We start from the raw sequence: 19895 nt of genomic DNA, 5'->3' as shown, positions 1-19895 counted from the left end.
CACGGCATCCTGATTTTACTCCGGCCCGAAACACGCTAGGCAGGGCCCCATGAGTACAATCGCTTCCTCCACCCCCGCCAAACGCCGGGGCTTGCTGTCGATCGGCCGCCGCGGCGCTGCGCGGCTCGTTGCCTGGGCGTGTGATCCGCAATTGAGCGTCCTGCTGGTGCTCGGCTTCACGATCGCCCATGTGGTGCTGTGGACCGCGATCCTGACCCAGGTGAAGGCGGCGCAGGACATCCATTTCGACGTTTCCGAGGGTTACGCCTGGGGGCAGAAGTTCCTCATGGGCTACGGCAAGCATCCGCCGCTGTCGGGCTGGATTTCGGGTGTCTGGTTCAAATTTTTCCCGCCGGTGGACTGGGCGACCTATCTGCTCGCCATGGTCACGGTCGGCATAGGCATGGTCCTTTGCTGGGCGATCGCGCTGCGCGTGGTCGATCGCCGCCGCGCCTTTTTCGTGCTGCTGATGGTCGCGATCTATCCGATCTTCAATTTCAAGGGCTTCAAGTACAATCCGGACCTGCTGCAACTGGTAACTTTGCCGCTGGTGGTGCTGGCCTATTTGCATGCGTTCGAGAAGCGCTCGATTCGCTCGGGCTTCCTGCTTGGCCTCGCCGCTGCGCTGGCGCTGATGACCAAATACTGGGTGGTGACGATGATTGGCGCCATCGGTCTGGCCGCGCTGATCCATCCCCAGCGGATGCTGTTCCTGCGCTCGCCGGCACCATGGATCGCCATCGCGACGATGGCGGCGGCGATGATCCCGCATTTCGACTGGGTGCGGCAGGTGGAATACGCGCCATTTCGCTACGCCGGCGATACCTACAAGATCTCGTCACGCTGGGAGAGTCTGCAGCTGGCATGGGGTTATGTCGGCCACAATATCGCGCTGCTGCTGTTGCCGCTGGGTCTGGCCGCTGCGGTGCTGGCCTGGGGCCCACGCTGGTGGGCGTCGCTGGCGCGCGATCCCGGCGCATTCGTCAAGCGGCCGTGGTCACTGACGACTAATCCCGGTGTGCGCAAGGATCGGGCCCTGAATATCTGGCTGATCCAGGCCATCGTCGCTGTCGGCCCGCCGATCGGCGCGCTGTTGTTTGACATCTACATCAAGACGGATTGGGGGATCTCGCTGTTCTTCCTGGTGCCGCTGGCCGTGATCGCGATTCCATCGCTGAAGGTGCCGCGGGTCGCGCTGGTAAGGCTCGCCGCGATCTGGCTCGTCCTGTCGCTGGTCACGCTCGCCGCCGCGCCGCAGATCGCCATCGCCTCACTGCCGCGCGATGCCAACGGCAATTTCGCTCATATCTCCTACTCACAGCTTGCGCGTGAACTCACCGAGGTTTGGCACAAGCGCTTCCATACGCGCTGGAGTAACGTGGTGGGCTTCGTCGATGTCGCCGAGCAGATGACGTTCTACAGTCCCGATCATCCGCTGCCGCTGACGCCTTATGAGCCGTGGCCGTCAGGCGTGACGTCAATGGAGGAAGCGGAGCGCAACGGCTTCATCGGAATCTGCCTGGTGGGTGACTGGAAATTCGAGCGCTGCGAAGCGTGGATGAAGGACAATCTGCCGAATGCCGAACGCATCGTGATGTCGACGCGGCGCTTCTTCAAGGGCAATGTCGGCACGACCACGCGGTGGAATGTCTATGTGGTGGCGCCTGTTGCGATGAAATAGCCGTTCGCTGACGAAGCAGCTTTCGGCGAACCGCTACTCTTCGCCGAACTTGTTGGTCACAAGCTCGGTGATCGCATCCAGCGCCGCCTGAGCCTCGGCGCCTTTGGCGGTGACCATGATGCTGGTTCCGGGACCGGCGGACAGCATCATCAGGCCCATGATGGATGTACCGCCAACGGTCTCGCCATTGCGTGTCACCGTGACGTCGGCATTGAAGCGTTCGACCATCTGCACGAATTTGGCAGAGGCGCGCGCATGAAGGCCGCGCTTGTTGGTAATCGGAATCTCGCGGGAGACGCCGCCGGACACCGTCGTATCGTCTGGGCTTTCGCTCATTTGCCGGCGAGAACGCGGCTGGCGATGGTGACGTATTTGCGGCCGGCTTCCTGTGCCATGGCGATCGCATCGGGCAGTGTGCGCTCTTCGCGCACCTTTGCGAGCTTCACTAGCATGGGCAGGTTGATACCGGCAAGAACCTCGACCTTCGGACGGCTCATGCAGGAGATCGCCAGATTCGATGGCGTGCCGCCGAACATATCAGTGAGGATGGCAACGCCATCGCCACTGTCGACGCGATTGACCGCTTCGATAATGTCGCTGCGACACAAATCGGAATCGTCTTCGGCGCCGATCGTCACGGCTTCAATTTGTTTTTGCGGACCCATTACGTGTTCAAGCGCCGCCTTAAACTCGTCGGCAAGGCGCCCATGGGTCACAAGTACTAGACCAATCATCGGAAACTCCTCGTGGGTGCTTTTGGTGCACCGCACGAAAGGGCCACTTTGACCATCCAGAGCCCCTATGCAAGAGGGCTCTTCGCGAATCTCCCTTAAATTGCACGGATGCGGCGGGAAGTAGCGCGGGTCTATTCGGTGGCGATAGTGGGACTAATATGGTTACCAATTCCCTTCGAGCAATCGTCCAAAGGTCGCACTGCGGCTAAACCATCGATTGTCGTAAGTGTAGCTACGACCAATGGTAGTGGCGAAAAGCCCGCCCCCACCGGGATTCGGGGCAATTCGACGCCCTCCAGTGTGATTCTGAGCGCTTCCGGCTCTGGCAGGCGCGCGGCGTCGGTGGCGTCGAGATCGACCACCAACCCGACAATGGCGCCGGTAGCGCAGTCCAGACGCCGGATTCCGAGCCCCCTGATCTCAAGCAGCCCGACCAGTTCGGGCGCCGGCCGTACCCACAGTTTTCCATCCCTGACATCCAGATGCACCCGGTCGTCGCCGACCAGCATGGCCTCCGGAACCTGCCCACTCTGACCGGCGAGGATCAGGTCGAAGACCAGCCGCGATTTTCCGGACGCGGACGGCCCCCTGATCAGGACGGCGCGGTCATCGACCAGTACGGCGGAGGCATGGATGCTTTTGCCATCCGCGCTCATGTGGCCGGCAACCGTACCACGAAGCGCGCACCCAGCACTGGGATCTCGCCGTCGGCGTTGGCCGGGCCGATGCGGTTCTCGGCCCAGATCGTGCCGCTATGGGCCTCGACGATCTGCTTGGAAATCGACAGGCCGAGGCCGGAATTCTGGCCAAAGCCCTGATGCGGACGGTCGGTGTAAAAGCGTTCGAAGATCCGTTCGAGCGCATCCAGTCCGATGCCCGGGCCGTCGTCATCGACGACGATCTCGATCTTGCCTTTCAGGCGACGGCAGACGATCCGCACCTTGCCACCGGGCGTCGAGAACGACTGCGCATTGGTGACGAGATTGGTGATGACCTGACCGAGGCGGGAGTCGTGGCCGGGCACCGAAAACGCATCACCAGCAGCGCCTTCGAAGCGGACTTCAACGCCGACGTCATGACCGAGCTTGGTTTCGTTGGCGACCGAGGTCAGCGTGGTCAGCAACCGTCTGACATCGACGGGCGCAGTGTCGTTGCGCTGGAGTTCGGCATCGAGACGGCTGGCGTCGGAAATATCCGAGATCAACCGATCAAGCCGCCGCACGTCGTGTTCGATCACCGCGAGCAGGCGGCCGCGGCTGTTGTCGTTCTTTGCCAGCGGGAGTGTTTCCACGGCGGAGCGCAGCGAGGTCAAAGGATTCTTGAGCTCGTGCGAGACGTCGGCCGCGAACATCTCGATCGCCTCGATGCGGTTATAGAGTGCATCGGTCATGTCGCGCAGTGCGCCGGAGAGATGGCCGATTTCGTCGCGGCGGCGTGTGAAGTCGGGAATCTCGACACGGGTGCGGATACGGCGGCGAACGCGCTCGGCGCTGTCGGCCAGCCGTCGCACCGGACCTGCGATGGTCGATGCCAGCAGCAACGACAGCACGATCATTACCACGGCCGCGACCGCAAAGACTTTCAGAATCGCCAGACGTTCGGCGGTCACCATCTGATCGATGTCATCGCCCTGGGTCGACAGCATCAGCGAACCATGCACGGCACGGAAACGTTGCACCGGCACGGCGACCGAGACGATGACTTCGCCCCGTTCGTTGATGCGCACCATGCTGCTCTTCAGACCGTCGAGCGACTGCTGCACTTCCTGATAGCCGTTGCCGTTTTCCGGACCAAGTTCGCGATACAGCGGCAGGTCGCCGCGATTCAGCCAGGTTCGGACTGCGATCATTGTGCGTTCGGCAAAGCCGGGCTTTTCGGTGGTCGGCGGCGGCAGTTCGAAACGCAGCACATCACCGCGGCCATAAAGGCTGCGGCTGTCGAGGATCAGCACGCCATCGCGGTCGTAGATGCGCGCGCGAGTCTTGGTCGGGGAGATCAGCCGTCGCAGCACCGGCGCGACGCGCTCGGGATTGATCGGGAAATCGAGGCCGGAGAGTTCGTCCGGCACGCCATAGGTTTCGCCGGGCTTGAGATCGAGCAAGCGATCGGGATCGATCGTGATCGTATTGGTTTCGACGGTGGCCGAAGCGGCGATGGCGCTGGCGATGATTTCGGCCTGCACCAGCAGGCTCTGCGCACGCGCGTCGATCAGGCCGGCGCGAAATTGCGAGAGATAGAGAATGCTGGCGACGAGGGCACAGAGGCCGGCGAGGTTGAGCGAAACGATGCGACGCGTCAGACTCGAAAAGGTCAGCGCAACGAAGAACTGCCGGGCGCGGCGCAGCCAGTCGAGCGGGCGCTGCCAGCCGCGACGGGTGCGATCGGCATCACCGCCTGCCGCATGCGGCGACGTGCCGTCGGCGTCCAGGCTTTCATCAGGCTGCGTACGATCCAGCAATGCCAAAACTGCCCGGTTGTTGTCGATATCTGCGATGCGCCACGCCGCGCTCATTGTTGCGTGTGCGGATGCGCATTCTAGCGCAGCACGGCTGAGCCGTCAGGCCCCAACCGTACCGCGGGAACCTCTACAGATCAGGTTTCCTTGAAGCGATAACCGACGCCATACAGCGTCTCGATCATCTCGAAGTCGTCGTCGACGACCTTGAACTTCTTGCGCAGCCGCTTGATGTGGCTGTCGATGGTGCGATCGTCCACATAGACCTGATCGTCATAGGCGGCATCCATCAGCGCGTTGCGGCTCTTCACCACGCCGGGGCGCGTCGCCAGCGCCTGCAGGATCAGGAATTCGGTGACGGTCAGCGTGACCGGCTCGTTCTTCCAGGTGCAGGTGTGACGTTCCGGATCCATCCGCAGCAAACCGCGATCAAGCGCTTTGGCGTCGGTCTCCTTCGGAGCGGCGGTCGGATCCTTCGGCGCGGCGCGGCGCAGCACGGCCTTGACGCGCTCGACCAGCAGACGCTGCGAGAACGGTTTGCGGATAAAATCGTCCGCGCCCATCTTGAGGCCGAACAGCTCGTCGATCTCTTCGTCCTTCGACGTCAGGAAGATCACCGGCAGATCGGACTTCTGGCGTAGACGGCGCAGTGTCTCCATGCCGTCCATGCGAGGCATCTTGATATCGAGGATTGCGAGGTCCGGCTGGCTCGTGCGGAAGCCATCGAGTGCGGAAGCACCATCCGTATAGGTCATGATGCGGTAGCCCTCGGCTTCCAGCGCGATCGATACGGATGTGAGAATGTTACGGTCGTCGTCGACCAGTGCGATAGTTGGCATGAGCCTACTTTCCGAAGCGGGATGGGCTATCCGGCAGAATTCGACAATCCGCCGTATGAGGTGGCCTTAAGAACACAGTCAACGAGCAATGCAAGCTGGGCTGAAGTGTGGCCGAGTTCCCTGAACGCTTGAATGACGCGTGGGTTCCATAGATGTATAGACCTCCCGCCAAGGAAGAAGAAGCTACTTTTTGCAATGAAATACGGGATTTAACGATGCAACCGACCCCTGATTTCGACCCCTCGCGCGTCACCCGGTCGCTGCTGCGGCGCAGTCGGCAGGGGGCGCTGGCCACCCTGGCTGTCGGTTCCGGCGATCCTTATTGTGCGCTGGCCAATGTCGCCAGCCACCCGGACGGGTCGCCAATTCTCCTGATTTCCCGGCTGGCACTCCATACCCGCAATATTCTGGCGGATGCCCGCGTCTCGCTGATGCTGGATGAGAGGGCGCCGGGGGACCCTCTGGAGGGCTCACGCATCATGCTCGGAGGTATCGCGCAGGAGGCCAGCGACAGCGAAAAATGGCTACTGCGCCGGCGCTATCTCAGCGTCCATCCATCCGCGCAAGCCTTTGTGGATTTTAAGGATTTTTCGTTCTTCCGGATCAAGCCGAAGAGTGCCCATCTGGTGGCCGGCTTTGGCCGTATCAACGACCTGAAGCCGGAGCAATTCCTGACCGATCTTACCGATGCAGAAGGGATGCTGGAGGCCGAGGAGGGCGCTGTTGCTCATATGAACGCCGACCATCTCGATGCGCTCAATCTCTATGCAACGAAGCTTCTCCATGCGGACGCAGGCGACTGGCGGTGCACCGGATGCGATCCGGATGGCATGGACCTGCAGAACGGCTCGGCGGTGATCCGGCTGGACTTTCCGCGGCGGATTGTCACTCCGGGTGCATTGCGGCAAGTCCTGAAGGAACTCGCAGAGCAGGCCCGCGCTTTGAGTAATTGAGCGGTATCAAGTGCCGTGCTGGAATAAACCAAATATGCGGACTGCAGCTTGGCATTTCACATCTTCGTCACTATTAGATCGCCGGGTTACGGCCTCGGTGGTTATAATGACGGCTACCGCTGCTGACGTGCGATTGAAGACAGTTGCACAGGTCGGATATGCGGACTCAAGGAGGAATATTCCGTGCAAGAGACGGGCGTACGCAACGGTGCCTATGGCGCCGACAAATTCGGACTGAAAAATCTCAAAGCGGTGAACTGGAATCTCGGCGCGCCGCAGCTTTACGAATATTCGCTGCGTAACGGCGAAGCCGAATTGTCGTCCGATGGCGCGCTCTGTGCTGACACGGGTGAATTCACTGGCCGCAGCCCGAAGGACAAGTTCACCGTCAAGGACGCTTCCACCGAACAGATGTGGTGGGCTGGCAATCAGGCGATCACGCCGGAGCAGTTCGAAGCGCTCTATATCGATTTCAAGAAGCACGCCGAAGGCATGACCCTGTTCGCGCAGGACCTTTATGGCGGCGCCGATCCGAGTTTCCAGATCAAGACCCGCGTGTTCACCGAACTCGCATGGCACTCGCTGTTCATCCGCACGCTGCTGATCCGCCCGGAAGCCGCTGCGTTGAAGGACTTCGTGCCTGAACTCACCATCATCGACCTGCCGAGCTTCAAGGCCGATCCCAAACGTCACGGCTGCCGCTCGGAAAACGTCGTGGCCATCGATTTTGCCCGCAAGATCGTCCTGATCGGCGGGTCTTATTATGCTGGCGAGATGAAGAAGTCGGTCTTCACCACGCTGAACTACTATCTGCCTGCCAAGGGCGTGCTGCCGATGCATTGCTCGGCCAATGTCGGCCCTGATGGCGACAGCGCGATCTTCTTCGGCCTGTCCGGCACCGGCAAGACCACGCTCTCGGCCGATCCAAAGCGCACGCTGATCGGCGATGACGAGCACGGCTGGGGCAAGGATGGCATCTTCAATTTTGAAGGCGGCTGCTACGCCAAGACCATCAAACTCTCCGAAGAAGCCGAGCCCGCGATCTATGCGGCATCGAAGCGCTTCGGCGCGGTGCTGGAAAACGTCGTGCTCGACGCCAATACCCGCCTGCCGGATTTCGACGATGGTTCGAAGACCGAGAACACCCGCTCGGCCTATCCGCTCGACTTCATCCCGAATGCCTCGCGCACCGGCCGCGCGCCGCAGCCGAAGAACGTCGTGATGCTCGCCGCCGACGCCTTCGGCGTGCTGCCGCCGATCGCCAAGCTGACGCCGGCGCAGGCGATGTATCACTTCCTGTCCGGCTACACCGCCAAGGTCGCAGGCACTGAACGTGGCCTCGGCAACGATCCGGAGCCGGAATTCTCGACCTGCTTCGGCTCGCCCTTCCTGCCGCTCGATCCCTCGGTCTATGGCAACATGCTGCGTGACCTGATCGCCAAGCACAATGTCGACTGCTGGCTGGTCAATACCGGCTGGACCGGTGGCAAGTACGGCGTCGGTTCGCGCATGCCGATCAAGGTGACCCGTGCGCTGCTCACCGCGGCGCTGAACGGTTCGCTGCGCAATGTGGAATTCCGCACCGACAAGTATTTCGGCTTCGCGGTCCCGACCGCGCTGGATGGCGTGCCGTCGGAAATCCTCAATCCGGTGAACACCTGGAAGGACAAGGCCGAGTTCGATGCCACCGCGCGCAAGCTGGTTGGCATGTTCCAGAAGAACTTCGCCAAGTTCGAAGCGCAGGTCGATGCGGATGTCCGCGCCGCTGCGCCGGATGTGAAGCTGGCAGCTGAGTAATTCGCGGTAGCGATTATGAATGCGAAAGGGCGGCCGTGAGGCCGCCTTTTTCATGTCACGCGGAACCTGTCAGCCGTCATGCCCGGGACAAGCCCGGCCATGACGAAACCGTTAGTCGGAATGCGATGCACGACCAGCTAGAACGCGAAGAACGGATTGCTTCGTCGCAAGGGCTAAGAGGAAAGCTGGCTAGCCAGCTTTCCTTGACCTCGCAATGACGGCTGACAGGTAAGGACGCTTCAAATGAAAAACGTCATGCTCTCCTGGCCGTTCTGGGCGCTGCTGTCCGCGGCCTTTGCTGCGTTGACGGCGATTTTCGCCAAGATCGGTATCGAGAACGTCAATTCGGACTTCGCGACGTTCATCCGCACCATCGTCATTCTCTTTGCCGCTGGCATGATGGTTTATGTCACGGGCAACTGGCAATCGCCGTCAGCGGTCTCACCGAAGACGTGGTTGTTCCTCGTGCTGTCGGGATTGGCGACCGGCGCGTCGTGGATCTGCTATTTCCGCGCGCTCAAGCTTGGCAATGCCGCGCAGGTGGCGCCGATCGACAAGCTCAGTGTGGTGTTCGTGGCAGTGTTTGCCGTGTTGTTTCTCGGGGAAAAATTGTCGCTGCCGAACTGGCTCGGCGTCATCCTGATCGCCTGCGGCGCGGTGCTCGTTGCGTATCGCGCGTGAGCACCGCCGCGCTCACGTCGCCTTTCGCGCCTGCAGACTCGGTGTGCCCGGCAGATCGCCAGCAACCGGCACGCCCCAGATATCGTCGGCATATTCGCGGATGGTGCGGTCTGACGAGAACCAGCCCATCCGCGCAGTGTTGAGAATCGCGGCGCGACTCCAGGCTGAGCCGGCCTTCCACCGCGTGTCGATGCCGCGCTGGGCTTCGTAATAGGAGTCGAAGTCGGCCGAGACCACATAGTGATCGAGGTGGCGCAGCGCGTGGCCGACCGAGGCGTAGCGGCCGGGATCATCCGGCGAGAACGCGCCGGTCTCGATCGCCTGGATCGCGCGGCCGAGATTGGGCGACTTGTTGATCACATCGGAGGCATCCAGGCCCTTGGCACGGCGCTCGACAACTTCGGCAGCAGTCATACCGAAGATCGCGATGTTCTCCGGGCCGACATTGTCGCGGATTTCGATATTGGCGCCGTCCAGCGTGCCGATGGTCAGCGCGCCGTTCAGCGAGAGCTTCATGTTGCCGGTGCCGGAGGCTTCCATGCCTGCGGTCGAAATCTGTTCGGACAGATCAGCTGCGGGAATGATGACTTCCGCCAGGCTGACATTGTAGTCCGGCAGGAACGCGACCTTCAGCTTGCCGCCGATCGTGGTGTCGTTGTTCACGACCTCGGCGACGTCATTGATAAGGCGGATGATCAGTTTGGCGTAACGATAGCTCGCCGCCGCCTTGCCGGCGAAAATCTTGACGCGCGGCACCCAGTCCTTGCCCGGCTCGTCTTTGATCGCCTGATACAGCGCAACGGTCTCGACCAGGTTGAGTAGCTGCCGCTTGTATTCGTGGATGCGCTTGATCTGCACGTCGAACAGCGCCGAGGGATCGGCCTGTACGCCGAGCTTCTCTCCGATCACGCGCGCGAGTGCGAGCTTGTTGTGATGTTTAACCTTGCGGAATTCCTGCTGGAACGAGGCGTCGCCGGCAAAGGCCTCGAGCTTGATGAGCCGGGTGGGATCGTCGAGCACGGCTTCGCCGCAGGTTGCGCGCAACAGGTCGGTGAGTTTCGGATTGGCCAGCATCAGCCATCGGCGGAAAGTAATGCCGTTGGTCTTGTTGGTGATACGGCCAGGATAAAGCTGGTTGAGGTCGTGGAACACGGTCTCTTTCATCAGCTCCGAATGCATTGCCGAGACGCCGTTGATGCGGTGCGAGCCGATGAAAGCGAGATTGCCCATGCGCACGCGGCGGCCGGAGGTCTCGTCGATGATCGAGACCGAAGCGCGATAGGCGGTGTCGCCGGGACGCGTCGCATCGGCGCGGTCGAGATGCGCTTCATTGATGCGGTAGATGATTTCGAGATGCCGCGGCAGCAGACGCTGGAACAGTTCGACCGGCCAGGTCTCCAGCGCTTCGGGCAGCAGCGTGTGGTTGGTGTAGGACAAGGTCGCGTTGGTGATCTGCCAGGCGGCATCCCAGCGCATATTGTGCTGATCGACCAGAATGCGCATCAGCTCGGCGATGGCGAGGCTCGGATGCGTGTCGTTCATCTGCACCGCCGCCTTGTTGGCGAGGCCACGCAGATTGCCGTCGGAATGGAGGTGACGCTTCACCAGATCCTGCAGCGAGGCGGAGACGAAGAAGTATTCCTGGCGCAGACGCAATTCGCGGCCGGCGGCACTCTCGTCGTTCGGATAGAGAAACTTGCAGATGGCCTCGGCGCGCGATTGCTCGGCGCTGGCGCTGACATAGTCGCCGGTGTTGAACACGTCGAGCCGCAGCGGATCCGGCGCGCGCGCCGACCACAGTCGCAGCGCGTTCACATGCTGGCCGCGCCAGCCGACGATGGGTGTGTCATAGGCAACAGCCTCGACCGTCTCGCCGGGATGCCAGATGAGCTGCTTGCGGCCCCTGCCGTCCTCGACGGTTTCGATGCTGCCACCGAAATAGACGTTATACGTGACTTCCCGCCGCGGAAGCTCCCACGGATTGCCGAAGCCGAGCCACTCGTCGGGATATTCTTGCTGCACGCCGTGCGAGATGACCTGACGGAACAGGCCGAAGTCGTAGCGGATGCCGTAACCGAAAGCCGGAATGCCGAGCGTTGCCATGCTCTCCATGAAACAGGCGGCGAGGCGGCCGAGGCCGCCATTGCCGAGCGCTGCATCGGGCTCGCATTTTCTGAGTTCGTCGAGGCCGACACCGAGATCGCCGAGCGCGGCTTCGAACAGCGGCAGCAGGCCCATATTGTTCAGCGCGTCGGTGAACAGGCGGCCGATCAGGAATTCCAGCGAGAGGTAATAGACCCGCTTGCGGCCGGCATCGTAGCTCTCTTTGTCCGAGGTCAGCCAGCGATGCACCATGCGGTCGCGCAGTGTCAGTGCGGCAGCCTTGTACCAGTCGTGCTTGGTGGCGAAGGCGGCTTCCTTGCCGATTGCCAGCCGCAGCTTGACGAGAATGGCGCTCTTGATGTCGGCAAGCGCCAGTTCATCGACAGGCATGTTCTCCGGCTGGAATTTTGCTGGGACTGATTGATCTGACAAACCGGCCATCCTGAGCTGTGTCACTGACCAAAATCATACGCGCATTTGGCTGCTCCCGGAACCCGTGGGGGTGGCGAGCTTTTGCCATGGAACTGCCCGGGATTTGGGCAGGCACGCGAGAACCGGATCTATAAAAACTGGAACAAATTAAGAACAAATTAGTAAGCTATTGATATTCCGAGGTGATTCGTTGCCTTCGCCTACAATATCTATGGTCTGTTCAAGCTCGCGAGGACTAGATGTCCACCATTGCCTTCGATCAGTTTGCTCTCACCCGCATAGCCGACTTCGCGCGGTCGCTGTCGCGGCTGCATTTGATGGCGCGCCGGCATCCGATCGATGACGATCAGATCGATCGCGAGTTCAACACCGTTTGCCTCTCGGTCTGGGGCTATACGACGGACGACATCAGCGATGACCTGTTCTCGCTGGAAGATCACGCCTGGCTCGACCAGCTCGACGAGGCGCATGCGCGGATTTTCGCCGCGGAACAGGGCTACGACCTTGTCGACGACCACGGCATGCTCACCGACTGGTGGGGCTATTGCTGGATGATCCTCGCCGAGAAGCGCGGACTGCTGACGCCGGAGAATCGCGCGGCGGCGCGTGCCGAGATCGAGGAGAAGTATCTCTCGGCGCCGAACGTGATCGGCGTCATCGTCGGGCGATGATCTATTGAAGCTCGGCGCGCTTGGCGCGGGCAGCCGGCGCGCTCTTCGGTACGACGGTCGTTGCTGGCGCTGCATCACGCGCGGCTTCCGACATGGGCGCTTCGTCGGTGATCATTTCGGCGGAGACTGGTGCGACCTTCATCTCGCCGAGGCGTGCGCGGACGTCCGAGGTCAGGCCGGGATAATTCGCAACCGGCGTGAATTCCGCAGTCTGGGTGTTGCCGGTGCGGACGCCGGAGAAAGCGACGAGGCCGTTGGTGGTGGCGATGACATCGCCGGGACGCAAAGAAGTGTCCAGCGTGAGATCGACCGGCGCGAGGCCGGAGGGATCGCGGCCGTTGCAGGTGCATTCGGCCTTCAGCGCCTTGCGATAGGCGAAGGCGTTTTCCAGATCGTTGTAGCGTTCGCCAGTGCTCGACGAGGCGCTTTCGATGCTGCTCCCGAACAGGACCTTGGTGGTCGCCGCCGGGCAGAATGCCTGGCACATCTGCGCCGGGCTCATGCCGCGACCGAGCGGAAAATATTTGCCGTCGCAGGTGCGCACGCAGAAGGCCGGGCCGGAGCCGCCGATAGATGCGCTGCGCTGGGGCGGCGGTGCTTCGGCTGGCGTGTTGAGACCGAACGGATCCGAGAAGAAATTGCTCTCGGCCGGTGGCGCGCCACGACGCTGTTGCTGCTTCTGCGGCTGGTTGCCGCCGAACAGGAAGTCGAAGAAATTTTGCGCAGATGCCATCTGCGGGGTCAATGCGACGAGGCTCATCGCCGTCAGCAGCACCAGGGGACGCACGACACGCGAGGATGTTCGATTGTGACGCAACGCCAGCTCCGCGACCGCATGTCAGTGCCCGAGCGAAAACGCTCCGGTGCGGTGTCATGTTAGGGCGTCATGGTAAATGAATGGTAACCAGCGCAGCGCGCTAGATGAAAAACACCCATGTCATCACCAGGAAGACCGGGATCAGCACCGCACCCGACCACAGGATGTAACCAAAGAAGCTTGGCATTTTTATGCCCGCGTCGCGGGCGATAGCATAGACCATGAAGTTCGGGGCGTTGCCGATATAGGTGTTGGCGCCCATGAACACTGCACCTGCCGAAATCGCCGCCAGCGTCGCCGCCCCCGTCGTCATCAGCGTCTTGGCATCGCCGCCGGTGAGTTCGAAGAACACCAGATAGGTTGGTGCATTGTCGAGGAATGACGACAGGATGCCGGTCAGCCAGAAATAGGCGGCATTGTTAGGCGTGCCGTCGGCATGGCTGACCAGGGCAACCAGCGGTGCAAACGGCCCCTGCGCGCCCGCCTGCAGCATCGCCATCACAGGCACGATGCAGATGAAGATGCCGGCGAACAACAGCGCGACTTCCTCGATCGGGCCCCATTTGAAATCGTTGGCCTTGCGGTGCTCGGTCTTTGTCAGCCACAGCGACACAAATGTCACCAGCACGAAGATCACGTCGCGCAGCAAATCCTGCAATGCGAGCGGCGTGCCGAGCACGGTGAACGTGATGCCGGGCTTCCAGCTCGCGCTCGTCAGGATTGCGCCGATGATCACGACCAGCAGCAGCAGGTTGATCTTGCCGTGCAGGTGCAACGGCGAATCCGGCGTCGGGTCTTTCTTCCTGGGAAAGTTGCCTTCGCGATGATGCAAATAGACATCGAGCACCATGAAGATCGCCAGCACGATGCCGGCCGCGAACAGCGTTTCCGGAAAAATGTGCACCGTGGTCCAGAAGAAATCGACGCCGCGGAGGAAGCCAAGGAAGAGTGGAGGGTCGCCGAGCGGTGAGAGCGAGCCGCCGATATTCGAGACGAGGAAGATGAAGAACACCACGACGTGGACGTTAGTGCGACGATCGTCATTGGCGCGGATCAGCGGCCGGATCAGGATCATCGACGCGCCGGTGGTACCGACAACGCTCGCGATCAGCGTGCCGAAGCCCAGCAGCACCGTATTGGTGAAGACGCTGTCATGCAGGTTGCCCTCGACATAGATTCCGCCGGCCACGGTGAATAGCGCCAGCAGCAGCAGAATGAAGGGAATGTATTCGAGCAGCACGGTGTGGGAGAGCGTGTGCACCACGGTCGTTGCATCAGTCACGAAGAACAGCGGTACGATCACCAGCGCGGCCCAGAAGGCGGCGAACTTGCCGTAATGGTGCTCCCACAGATGATGATAGAGCACCGGCCCGGTGGCGATGCACAGCAGGATGCCGGCGAATGGTAATGCCCACAGCAGCGACAGCTTGGTGCCATCGAGACCGCCCGCGGCTGCATGTGCCATGTCGGGCGCAAGCATGACAACAAGGGGCAAGGCAGCGAGGGCGATGAAGCGAAGCAAAAGGTGACCTTTCACTGCGTCCTTGCGCGCGAATGCGCGAACGGAGCCGATGAAGGTTCAACCCTTCAGAAATTCGCCGGCCTTGTAAAGCGAGCGAAACGCCACGCCGGCCTTGGCGAAGGTCTCGGCTGCGCCTTCGTCGCGGTCCACCATAGTGAAGACCAGCACGACTTCGCCGCCGGCTTCGCGCACGGCGTCGAGCGCCTTCACCGCCGAGCCGCCGGTGGTGGTGACGTCCTCGACGATGACAATGCGCTTGCCTTCCAGCGTCTCGCCCTTGGCGAGACCTTCCACAGCGAGGCGCGCGCCGTGTTCCTTCGGCTTCTTGCGGACGAAGAAGGCCGCGATCGGATGGTTCTTCAGCCAGGAGAGCTGCGCCAGCGCGCCGGCCAGCGGCACGGCGCCCATCTCAAGCCCGCCAACATAATCGAGATTGTCGTCGCGCAGCGCGTCATAGGTCAGCTCGGCCAGCAGGGCCGCGCCTTCCGGGTGGCACATCGTGGGCTTCAGGTTGAAATAGAAATTGCTCTTGCGGCCCGAAGCCAGCGTGATCTCGCCGTAACCGAACGAACGGTCGCGGATGATCTCGAACAGGCGGGCGCGGGCGGCTGATTTGGTCAATGGCATGTCTCTGTTGAAACGGTCTCTGTGCTGAACCGGGCGCAATCTATCGGCGCTTTCCGGCACATTCCAGACCAGGACGGGCGTCGTCAACACTCTCGGGCCGTTTTACCGCCCGTTGGGACGATGCTACAGACCGGGCAACAAGATCGGGCAAGACCGGAAGAGGAATCGCATGACTATCGAGCTGCACACCTGGAATACGCCGAATGGCCGCAAGATCTCCGTCGCGCTGGAGGAAATGGGCCTGCCATACAAGGTCTTCCCGGTGCATATCGGCAAGGGCGAGCAGATGAAGCCCGAATTCCTGAAAATCAGCCCCAACAACAAGATCCCGGCCATCGTTGATCCCGAAGGGCCGGATGGCAAGCCGGTCAGCGTGTTCGAATCCGGCGCCATCCTGCTCTATCTCGGCGAAAAGACCGGCAAATTCCTGCCGAAGTCTCTCGGCGAGCGGATTCCGGTGCTGGAATGGCTGATGTGGCAGATGGGGGGCTTCGGCCCGATGCCTGGCCAGGTGCATCATTTCATCGCGCTGGAGGACGAAAGTCAGCGTGCCTACGGGTTGAAGCGCTATTCCGACGAAACGCGCCGGCTCTATGGCGTGCTGGATAGTCGCCTGGCCGACCACGAATTCGTCGCCGGCGCGCTGTCGGTGGCCGATTTCGCCGTCCTCGGCTGGGCCTGGCGCCATGAGCGCCACAAGGTGTCGTTCGCCGATTTCCCGAATGTCGGCCGCTGGTACGACACGCTGATGGCGCGTCCGGGTGTGAAGCGCGGCATGGACGCGAAGCTGGATTAAGCCCGCTTTGTCTCCAGCGCCATCCGCACGGCGAGGCCAGCGAGCACCGTGCCCATCAGCCAGCGCTGCAGCTTGAGCCAGGTCGGTCGTTCGCCGAGAAACAGGGCGATCGACCCGGCGCCGAGCGCGATCAGTCCGTTGACGCCGACGCTGATGATGGTCTGCGTCGATCCGAGCACCAGCGACTGCGTCAGCACGCTGCCAGCCGTGGGATCGATGAATTGCGGCAGCAGCGCCAGATACAGCATCGCGATCTTCGGATTGAGGAGATTGGTGACGAAGCCCATGACGAACAGCTTGCGCGGGCTGTCGATGGCGAGCTTCTTGACCTGGAACGGCGAGCGGCCGTTCGGCTTCAATGCCTGCCAGGCCAGCCACAGCAGATAGGCCGCACCGGCAAGACGCAGCGCATCATAGGCATAGGGCACTGCGAACAGCAGCGCGGTGATGCCGAAGGCCGCGCAGAGCATGTAGAAGATGAACCCGAGCGCCACGCCGCCAAGCGACACCATCCCGGCCGCCGGCCCCTGCGTGATCGAGCGCGAGATCAGATAGATCATGTTCGGCCCCGGCGTCAGCACCATGCCGAGCGAGACGAGGGCGAAACCGAGCAGGGATGTGAGATGGGGCATGGGACCGATCGCAGGCTGGGGATGATCGTTGTGTAGCCCATGCGATGGCGTCGAACCATTCCGGATTCAGCATCGCAGATAGGCGAATCCATCGGCGACGCCTGTTCCGGCGGTAAAACTAGTGCGCCTCTTCCCAGTTAACCGCTGCGCGCGCATCCACCTGCAGCGGCACCGACAGCAGCACCGCCGGGAATGGCGCGTCCTGCATGGTGTGCTGCACGATCGGCAGCGTCGCCGCGACTTCGTCGTCGGGGACTTCGAAGATCAGCTCGTCATGCACCTGCAGCAGCATCTTCGCTGACAGCTTCTTCTCTGCCAGCGCATCCTCCATTCGCGTCATGGCACGGCGGATGATGTCGGCAGCGGTGCCCTGCAGGCGCGCATTGATGGCGGCGCGTTCGTTGAAGGCGCGGATCGAGGCGTTGCTCGCCTTGATGTCCGGATAGTGGCATTTGCGGCCGAACAGGGTCTGCACATAGCCGTGCTCCCTGCAGAAGTCGCGCGTCTGGTCCATATACGCGCGGATACCGGGGAAACGTTCGAAGTACTTCTTGATATAGGCGCCGGCTTCCTCGCGGGGGATGCTGAGCTGGTTGGCGAGGCCGAAGGCCGAAATGCCGTAGATGATGCCGAAATTGATCGCCTTGGCGCGGCGGCGGATTTCCGCGGGCATGTCCTTCACCGGCACGCCGAACATTTCCGACGCCGTCATCGCGTGAATGTCGAGCCCGTCCTGGAAGGCCTGTTTCAGCACGGGGATATCGGCGATCTCCGCCAGCAGGCGCAATTCGATCTGCGAGTAGTCGGCGGACACCAGTTTGTGGCCGGGCGAAGCGATAAAGGCGCGCCTGATCTTGCGGCCGTCCTCGGTACGAACAGGAATGTTCTGCAGATTCGGTTCGTTGGACGAGAGGCGGCCCGTGGTGGTCGCCGCCAGCGCATAGGTCGTATGGACGCGATGGGTCTGCGGATGCACATAATTCGGCAGCGCGTCGGTATAGGTCGAGCGCAGTTTCGACACCTGGCGCCAGTCGAGGATTTTCCGCGGGAATTCGTGGCCCTGTTCGGCGAGGTCATCGAGCACCTGCGCGGACGTCGACCATGCACCGGTCTTGGTCTTGCTGCCGCCCGGCAGGCCCATCTTGCCGAACAGGATGTCGCCGAGTTGCTTTGGGCTGCCGATATTGACCTCTTCGCCGGCGATCTCGCGGATTTCGGCTTCGATGCGCGCAGCGGTCTGCGCGAAGTCGGCCGAGAGTTTTGACAGCACCTGACGGTCGATGGAAATGCCGCGACGTTCCATGCGCGCCAGCACCGAGATCAGCGGTCGTTCCAGTGTCTCATAGACGGTGGTCATGTGCTCGGCCGCAAGCCGCGGCTTCAGCACATTCCACAGCCGCAGCAGCACGTCGGCGTCTTCGGCGGCATAGGCCGTGGCGCGGTCGATCTTGACCTGCTCGAACGTCAGCTTGCCTTTGCCGGAGCCGATCAGTTCGCCAAAGGTCAGCATGGCATGGCCGAGCCAGATCTCGGCGAGCGCATCGAGTCCATGGGCATTGCGCCCGGCATCGAGCGCATAGGACATCAGCTGCACATCGTCATGGTTGCGCAGCGTGATGCCGTGTTGTGCGAGCAGCACCGCGGTGAACTTGATGTTGAAGCCGATCTTCAGCAGGCCGGCGGATTCCAGCACCGGCTTCAGCGCTGCAAGCGCATCGGCGGGCTTGATCTGGTCGGGCTCGAGATCGGCGGCGAACAGGCCAGCGCCGTCGCCGGATTGGCGATGGGCCAGCGGCACATAGCAGGCATCATTCGGACCGAGCGACAGCGCGATGCCGACCATGTCGGCCTGCATCGGATCGATCGACGACGCCTTGCATTCGAATGCGACATGGCCGGTATCGAGGATACGCGCGATCCACTTGTCGAGATCGGCGAGCGTGCGCACCGGCTGATACGCGTCGCGCTTGACCGGCAATTTGCGTGCGGCTTCGGCGCGGGCCTTGGCCAGCGAGATCGGGGTGAGCACGTCCTTGCTGCCTGGACCGGTCGCATGGGCGCTACCGCTCACTGGGCCAGTTGCGCCTGTTTTGCTTTTCGCAGTGGGTGTAGCTGCAGTGGGTGTAGATTCGGTGTTCCCGAACAGATCGCCGCCAGCCTTATGAGCGGAAGGCGCGGATCTGCTCTTCGTCGCGCTGTCGGCCTCCACATCGGCCGGATCGATCTCCGCATATTCGGCAACGCGCCGCGTCAGCGTCGAGAATTCCATCGCCTTGAGGAACGCGATCAGCTTGCGCGCGTCGGGCTCGTGCACCGCGAGGTCATCGAGCGGCACGTCGAGCGCAACCTTGTCATCGAGCAGCACAAGCTGCCGCGAGATGCGCGCCTTTTCGGCGTGCTCGATCAGCGATTCCCGGCGCTTCGGCTGCTTGATCTCGCCAGCGCGGTTCAGCAGCGTTTCGAGGTCACCATATTCGGTGATCAGTTGCGCAGCCGTCTTGATGCCAATGCCGGGGACGCCGGGCACGTTGTCGACGCTGTCGCCGGCCAGCGCTTGCACTTCGACGACCTTGTTCGGCGGTACACCGAATTTCTCGATCACTTCGGCAATGCCGAGGCGACGATCCTTCATGGTGTCGTACATGGTGACCTGCTCGGTCACGAGCTGCATCAGATCCTTGTCAGAGGACACGATGGTAGCGGTCGCGCCGCGTTCACCGGCTTCGCGGACATAGGTCGCGATCAGGTCATCGGCCTCGAAACCACCTTGCTCGATGCTCGGCAGGTCGAAGGCGCGGACGGCGTCGCGGATCAGTGCAAATTGGGGGATCAGGTCGTCCGGCGCCGGCGGCCTGTGGGCTTTGTATTCGGGGTAGAGCTTGTTGCGAAAAGTCACTTCCGATTTGTCGAAGATGATCGCCAGATGCGTCGGCCGGTTGTCCGGCGGCATGTCGCGGATCAGTTTCCACAGCATGTTGCAGAAGCCCAGCACCGCATTGACCTGCAGTCCGTCGGATTTGCGGTTCAGCGGTGGCAGCGCGTGATAGGCGCGGAAAATATAGGACGAGCCGTCGACCAGAAAGACATGGTCGCCCTTCGCGAGGGCCTTGACGGTGGCGGGCTTGGCGGCGGCTGTTTCTGAGGTTTTCGGCATG

General features: G+C 61.9%; 17 protein-coding genes. 6 read left to right on the top strand and 11 right to left on the bottom strand.

Features of this window, described 5'->3' with window-relative positions; all coding sequences use genetic code 11:
* Positions 1-49 precede the first annotated feature (49 nt).
* On the top strand, positions 50-1681 hold the full coding sequence (locus AB8A38_RS16345; RefSeq protein ID WP_439086660.1) for a glycosyltransferase family 39 protein: 1632 nt from the start codon (positions 50-52) through the stop codon (positions 1679-1681).
* A 33-nt stretch (positions 1682-1714) separates the two neighbouring features.
* Here AB8A38_RS16345 and AB8A38_RS16340 read toward each other — a convergent pair whose 3' ends face one another.
* From AB8A38_RS16340 to AB8A38_RS16320, 5 genes are all read right to left on the bottom strand, one after another.
* A complete protein-coding gene (locus tag AB8A38_RS16340; RefSeq protein ID WP_315840409.1) occupies positions 1715-2017 on the bottom strand; it encodes an HPr family phosphocarrier protein in 303 nt (100 codons plus the stop codon).
* Positions 2014-2415, bottom strand: coding sequence for a PTS sugar transporter subunit IIA (locus AB8A38_RS16335; protein ID WP_068733893.1), 402 nt, complete (start codon positions 2413-2415; stop codon positions 2014-2016). Before AB8A38_RS16335 ends, AB8A38_RS16340 begins: the two co-directional genes overlap by 4 nt.
* 131 nt (positions 2416-2546) lie before the next feature.
* Positions 2547-3011 (bottom strand): HPr kinase/phosphorylase, encoded by a 465-nt coding sequence (locus tag AB8A38_RS16330; protein WP_439088541.1) that lies wholly within the window; start codon positions 3009-3011, stop codon positions 2547-2549.
* Between the two features lie 56 nt (positions 3012-3067).
* A complete protein-coding gene (locus AB8A38_RS16325; protein ID WP_439088540.1) occupies positions 3068-4873 on the bottom strand; it encodes a stimulus-sensing domain-containing protein in 1806 nt (601 codons plus the stop codon).
* 134 nt (positions 4874-5007) lie between these two features.
* Entirely contained in the window at positions 5008-5709 is a 702-nt protein-coding gene (locus AB8A38_RS16320) for a response regulator transcription factor (protein WP_068733897.1), read from the bottom strand.
* Positions 5710-5924: 215 nt separating this feature from the next.
* Between AB8A38_RS16320 and AB8A38_RS16315 the strand changes: the two genes are divergently transcribed.
* From AB8A38_RS16315 to AB8A38_RS16305, 3 genes are all read left to right on the top strand, one after another.
* Positions 5925-6662, top strand: a complete 738-nt coding sequence (locus AB8A38_RS16315; protein ID WP_439086658.1) for a HugZ family protein — start codon at positions 5925-5927, stop codon at positions 6660-6662.
* Between the two features lie 183 nt (positions 6663-6845).
* Entirely contained in the window at positions 6846-8459 is a 1614-nt protein-coding gene (locus tag AB8A38_RS16310) for a phosphoenolpyruvate carboxykinase (protein WP_093759852.1), read from the top strand.
* A 243-nt stretch (positions 8460-8702) separates the two neighbouring features.
* Complete coding sequence (locus AB8A38_RS16305) at positions 8703-9140, top strand: EamA family transporter (protein WP_439086657.1); 438 nt, start codon at positions 8703-8705, stop codon at positions 9138-9140.
* A gap of 12 nt (positions 9141-9152) precedes the next feature.
* Here AB8A38_RS16305 and AB8A38_RS16300 read toward each other — a convergent pair whose 3' ends face one another.
* Entirely contained in the window at positions 9153-11684 is a 2532-nt protein-coding gene (locus tag AB8A38_RS16300) for a glycogen/starch/alpha-glucan phosphorylase (RefSeq protein WP_439088539.1), read from the bottom strand.
* Positions 11685-11914: 230 nt separating this feature from the next.
* On the opposite strand from AB8A38_RS16300, the gene AB8A38_RS16295 reads away from it, so the two are divergent.
* Positions 11915-12346, top strand: coding sequence for a hypothetical protein (locus tag AB8A38_RS16295; protein ID WP_089262853.1), 432 nt, complete (start codon positions 11915-11917; stop codon positions 12344-12346).
* Position 12347: 1 nt separating this feature from the next.
* Here the strand turns inward: AB8A38_RS16295 and AB8A38_RS16290 are convergent, their stop codons facing one another.
* From AB8A38_RS16290 to pyrE, 3 genes are all read right to left on the bottom strand, one after another.
* On the bottom strand, positions 12348-13163 hold the full coding sequence (locus tag AB8A38_RS16290; RefSeq protein ID WP_439086656.1) for a DUF2865 domain-containing protein: 816 nt from the start codon (positions 13161-13163) through the stop codon (positions 12348-12350).
* A gap of 100 nt (positions 13164-13263) precedes the next feature.
* Positions 13264-14628, bottom strand: a complete 1365-nt coding sequence (locus AB8A38_RS16285) for a sodium:proton antiporter (RefSeq protein WP_439086655.1) — start codon at positions 14626-14628, stop codon at positions 13264-13266.
* Between the two features lie 114 nt (positions 14629-14742).
* Positions 14743-15306, bottom strand: a complete 564-nt coding sequence (pyrE, locus tag AB8A38_RS16280; protein ID WP_089263651.1) for an orotate phosphoribosyltransferase — start codon at positions 15304-15306, stop codon at positions 14743-14745.
* 175 nt (positions 15307-15481) lie between these two features.
* On the opposite strand from pyrE, the gene AB8A38_RS16275 reads away from it, so the two are divergent.
* Complete coding sequence (locus AB8A38_RS16275) at positions 15482-16108, top strand: glutathione S-transferase family protein (protein WP_439086654.1); 627 nt, start codon at positions 15482-15484, stop codon at positions 16106-16108.
* On the opposite strand, the gene AB8A38_RS16270 is transcribed toward AB8A38_RS16275, so the two are convergent.
* Positions 16105-16740, bottom strand: coding sequence for a LysE family translocator (locus AB8A38_RS16270; RefSeq protein WP_175368563.1), 636 nt, complete (start codon positions 16738-16740; stop codon positions 16105-16107). The genes AB8A38_RS16275 and AB8A38_RS16270 overlap by 4 nt on opposite strands.
* 118 nt (positions 16741-16858) lie before the next feature.
* Positions 16859-19894 carry a DNA polymerase I gene (gene polA, locus AB8A38_RS16265; RefSeq protein WP_439086653.1) on the bottom strand — a complete coding sequence of 1012 codons (3036 nt, stop codon included), beginning with the start codon at positions 19892-19894 and terminating at the stop codon, positions 16859-16861.
* Position 19895 lies beyond the last annotated feature (1 nt).

The sequence above is a fragment of the Tardiphaga sp. 839_C3_N1_4 genome (assembly GCF_051811045.1).
Classification (GTDB): Bacteria; Pseudomonadota; Alphaproteobacteria; order Rhizobiales; family Xanthobacteraceae; genus Tardiphaga.
Note: the sequence above shows the minus strand (reverse complement) of the source record. Positions and strands in the feature narration are given on the sequence as shown.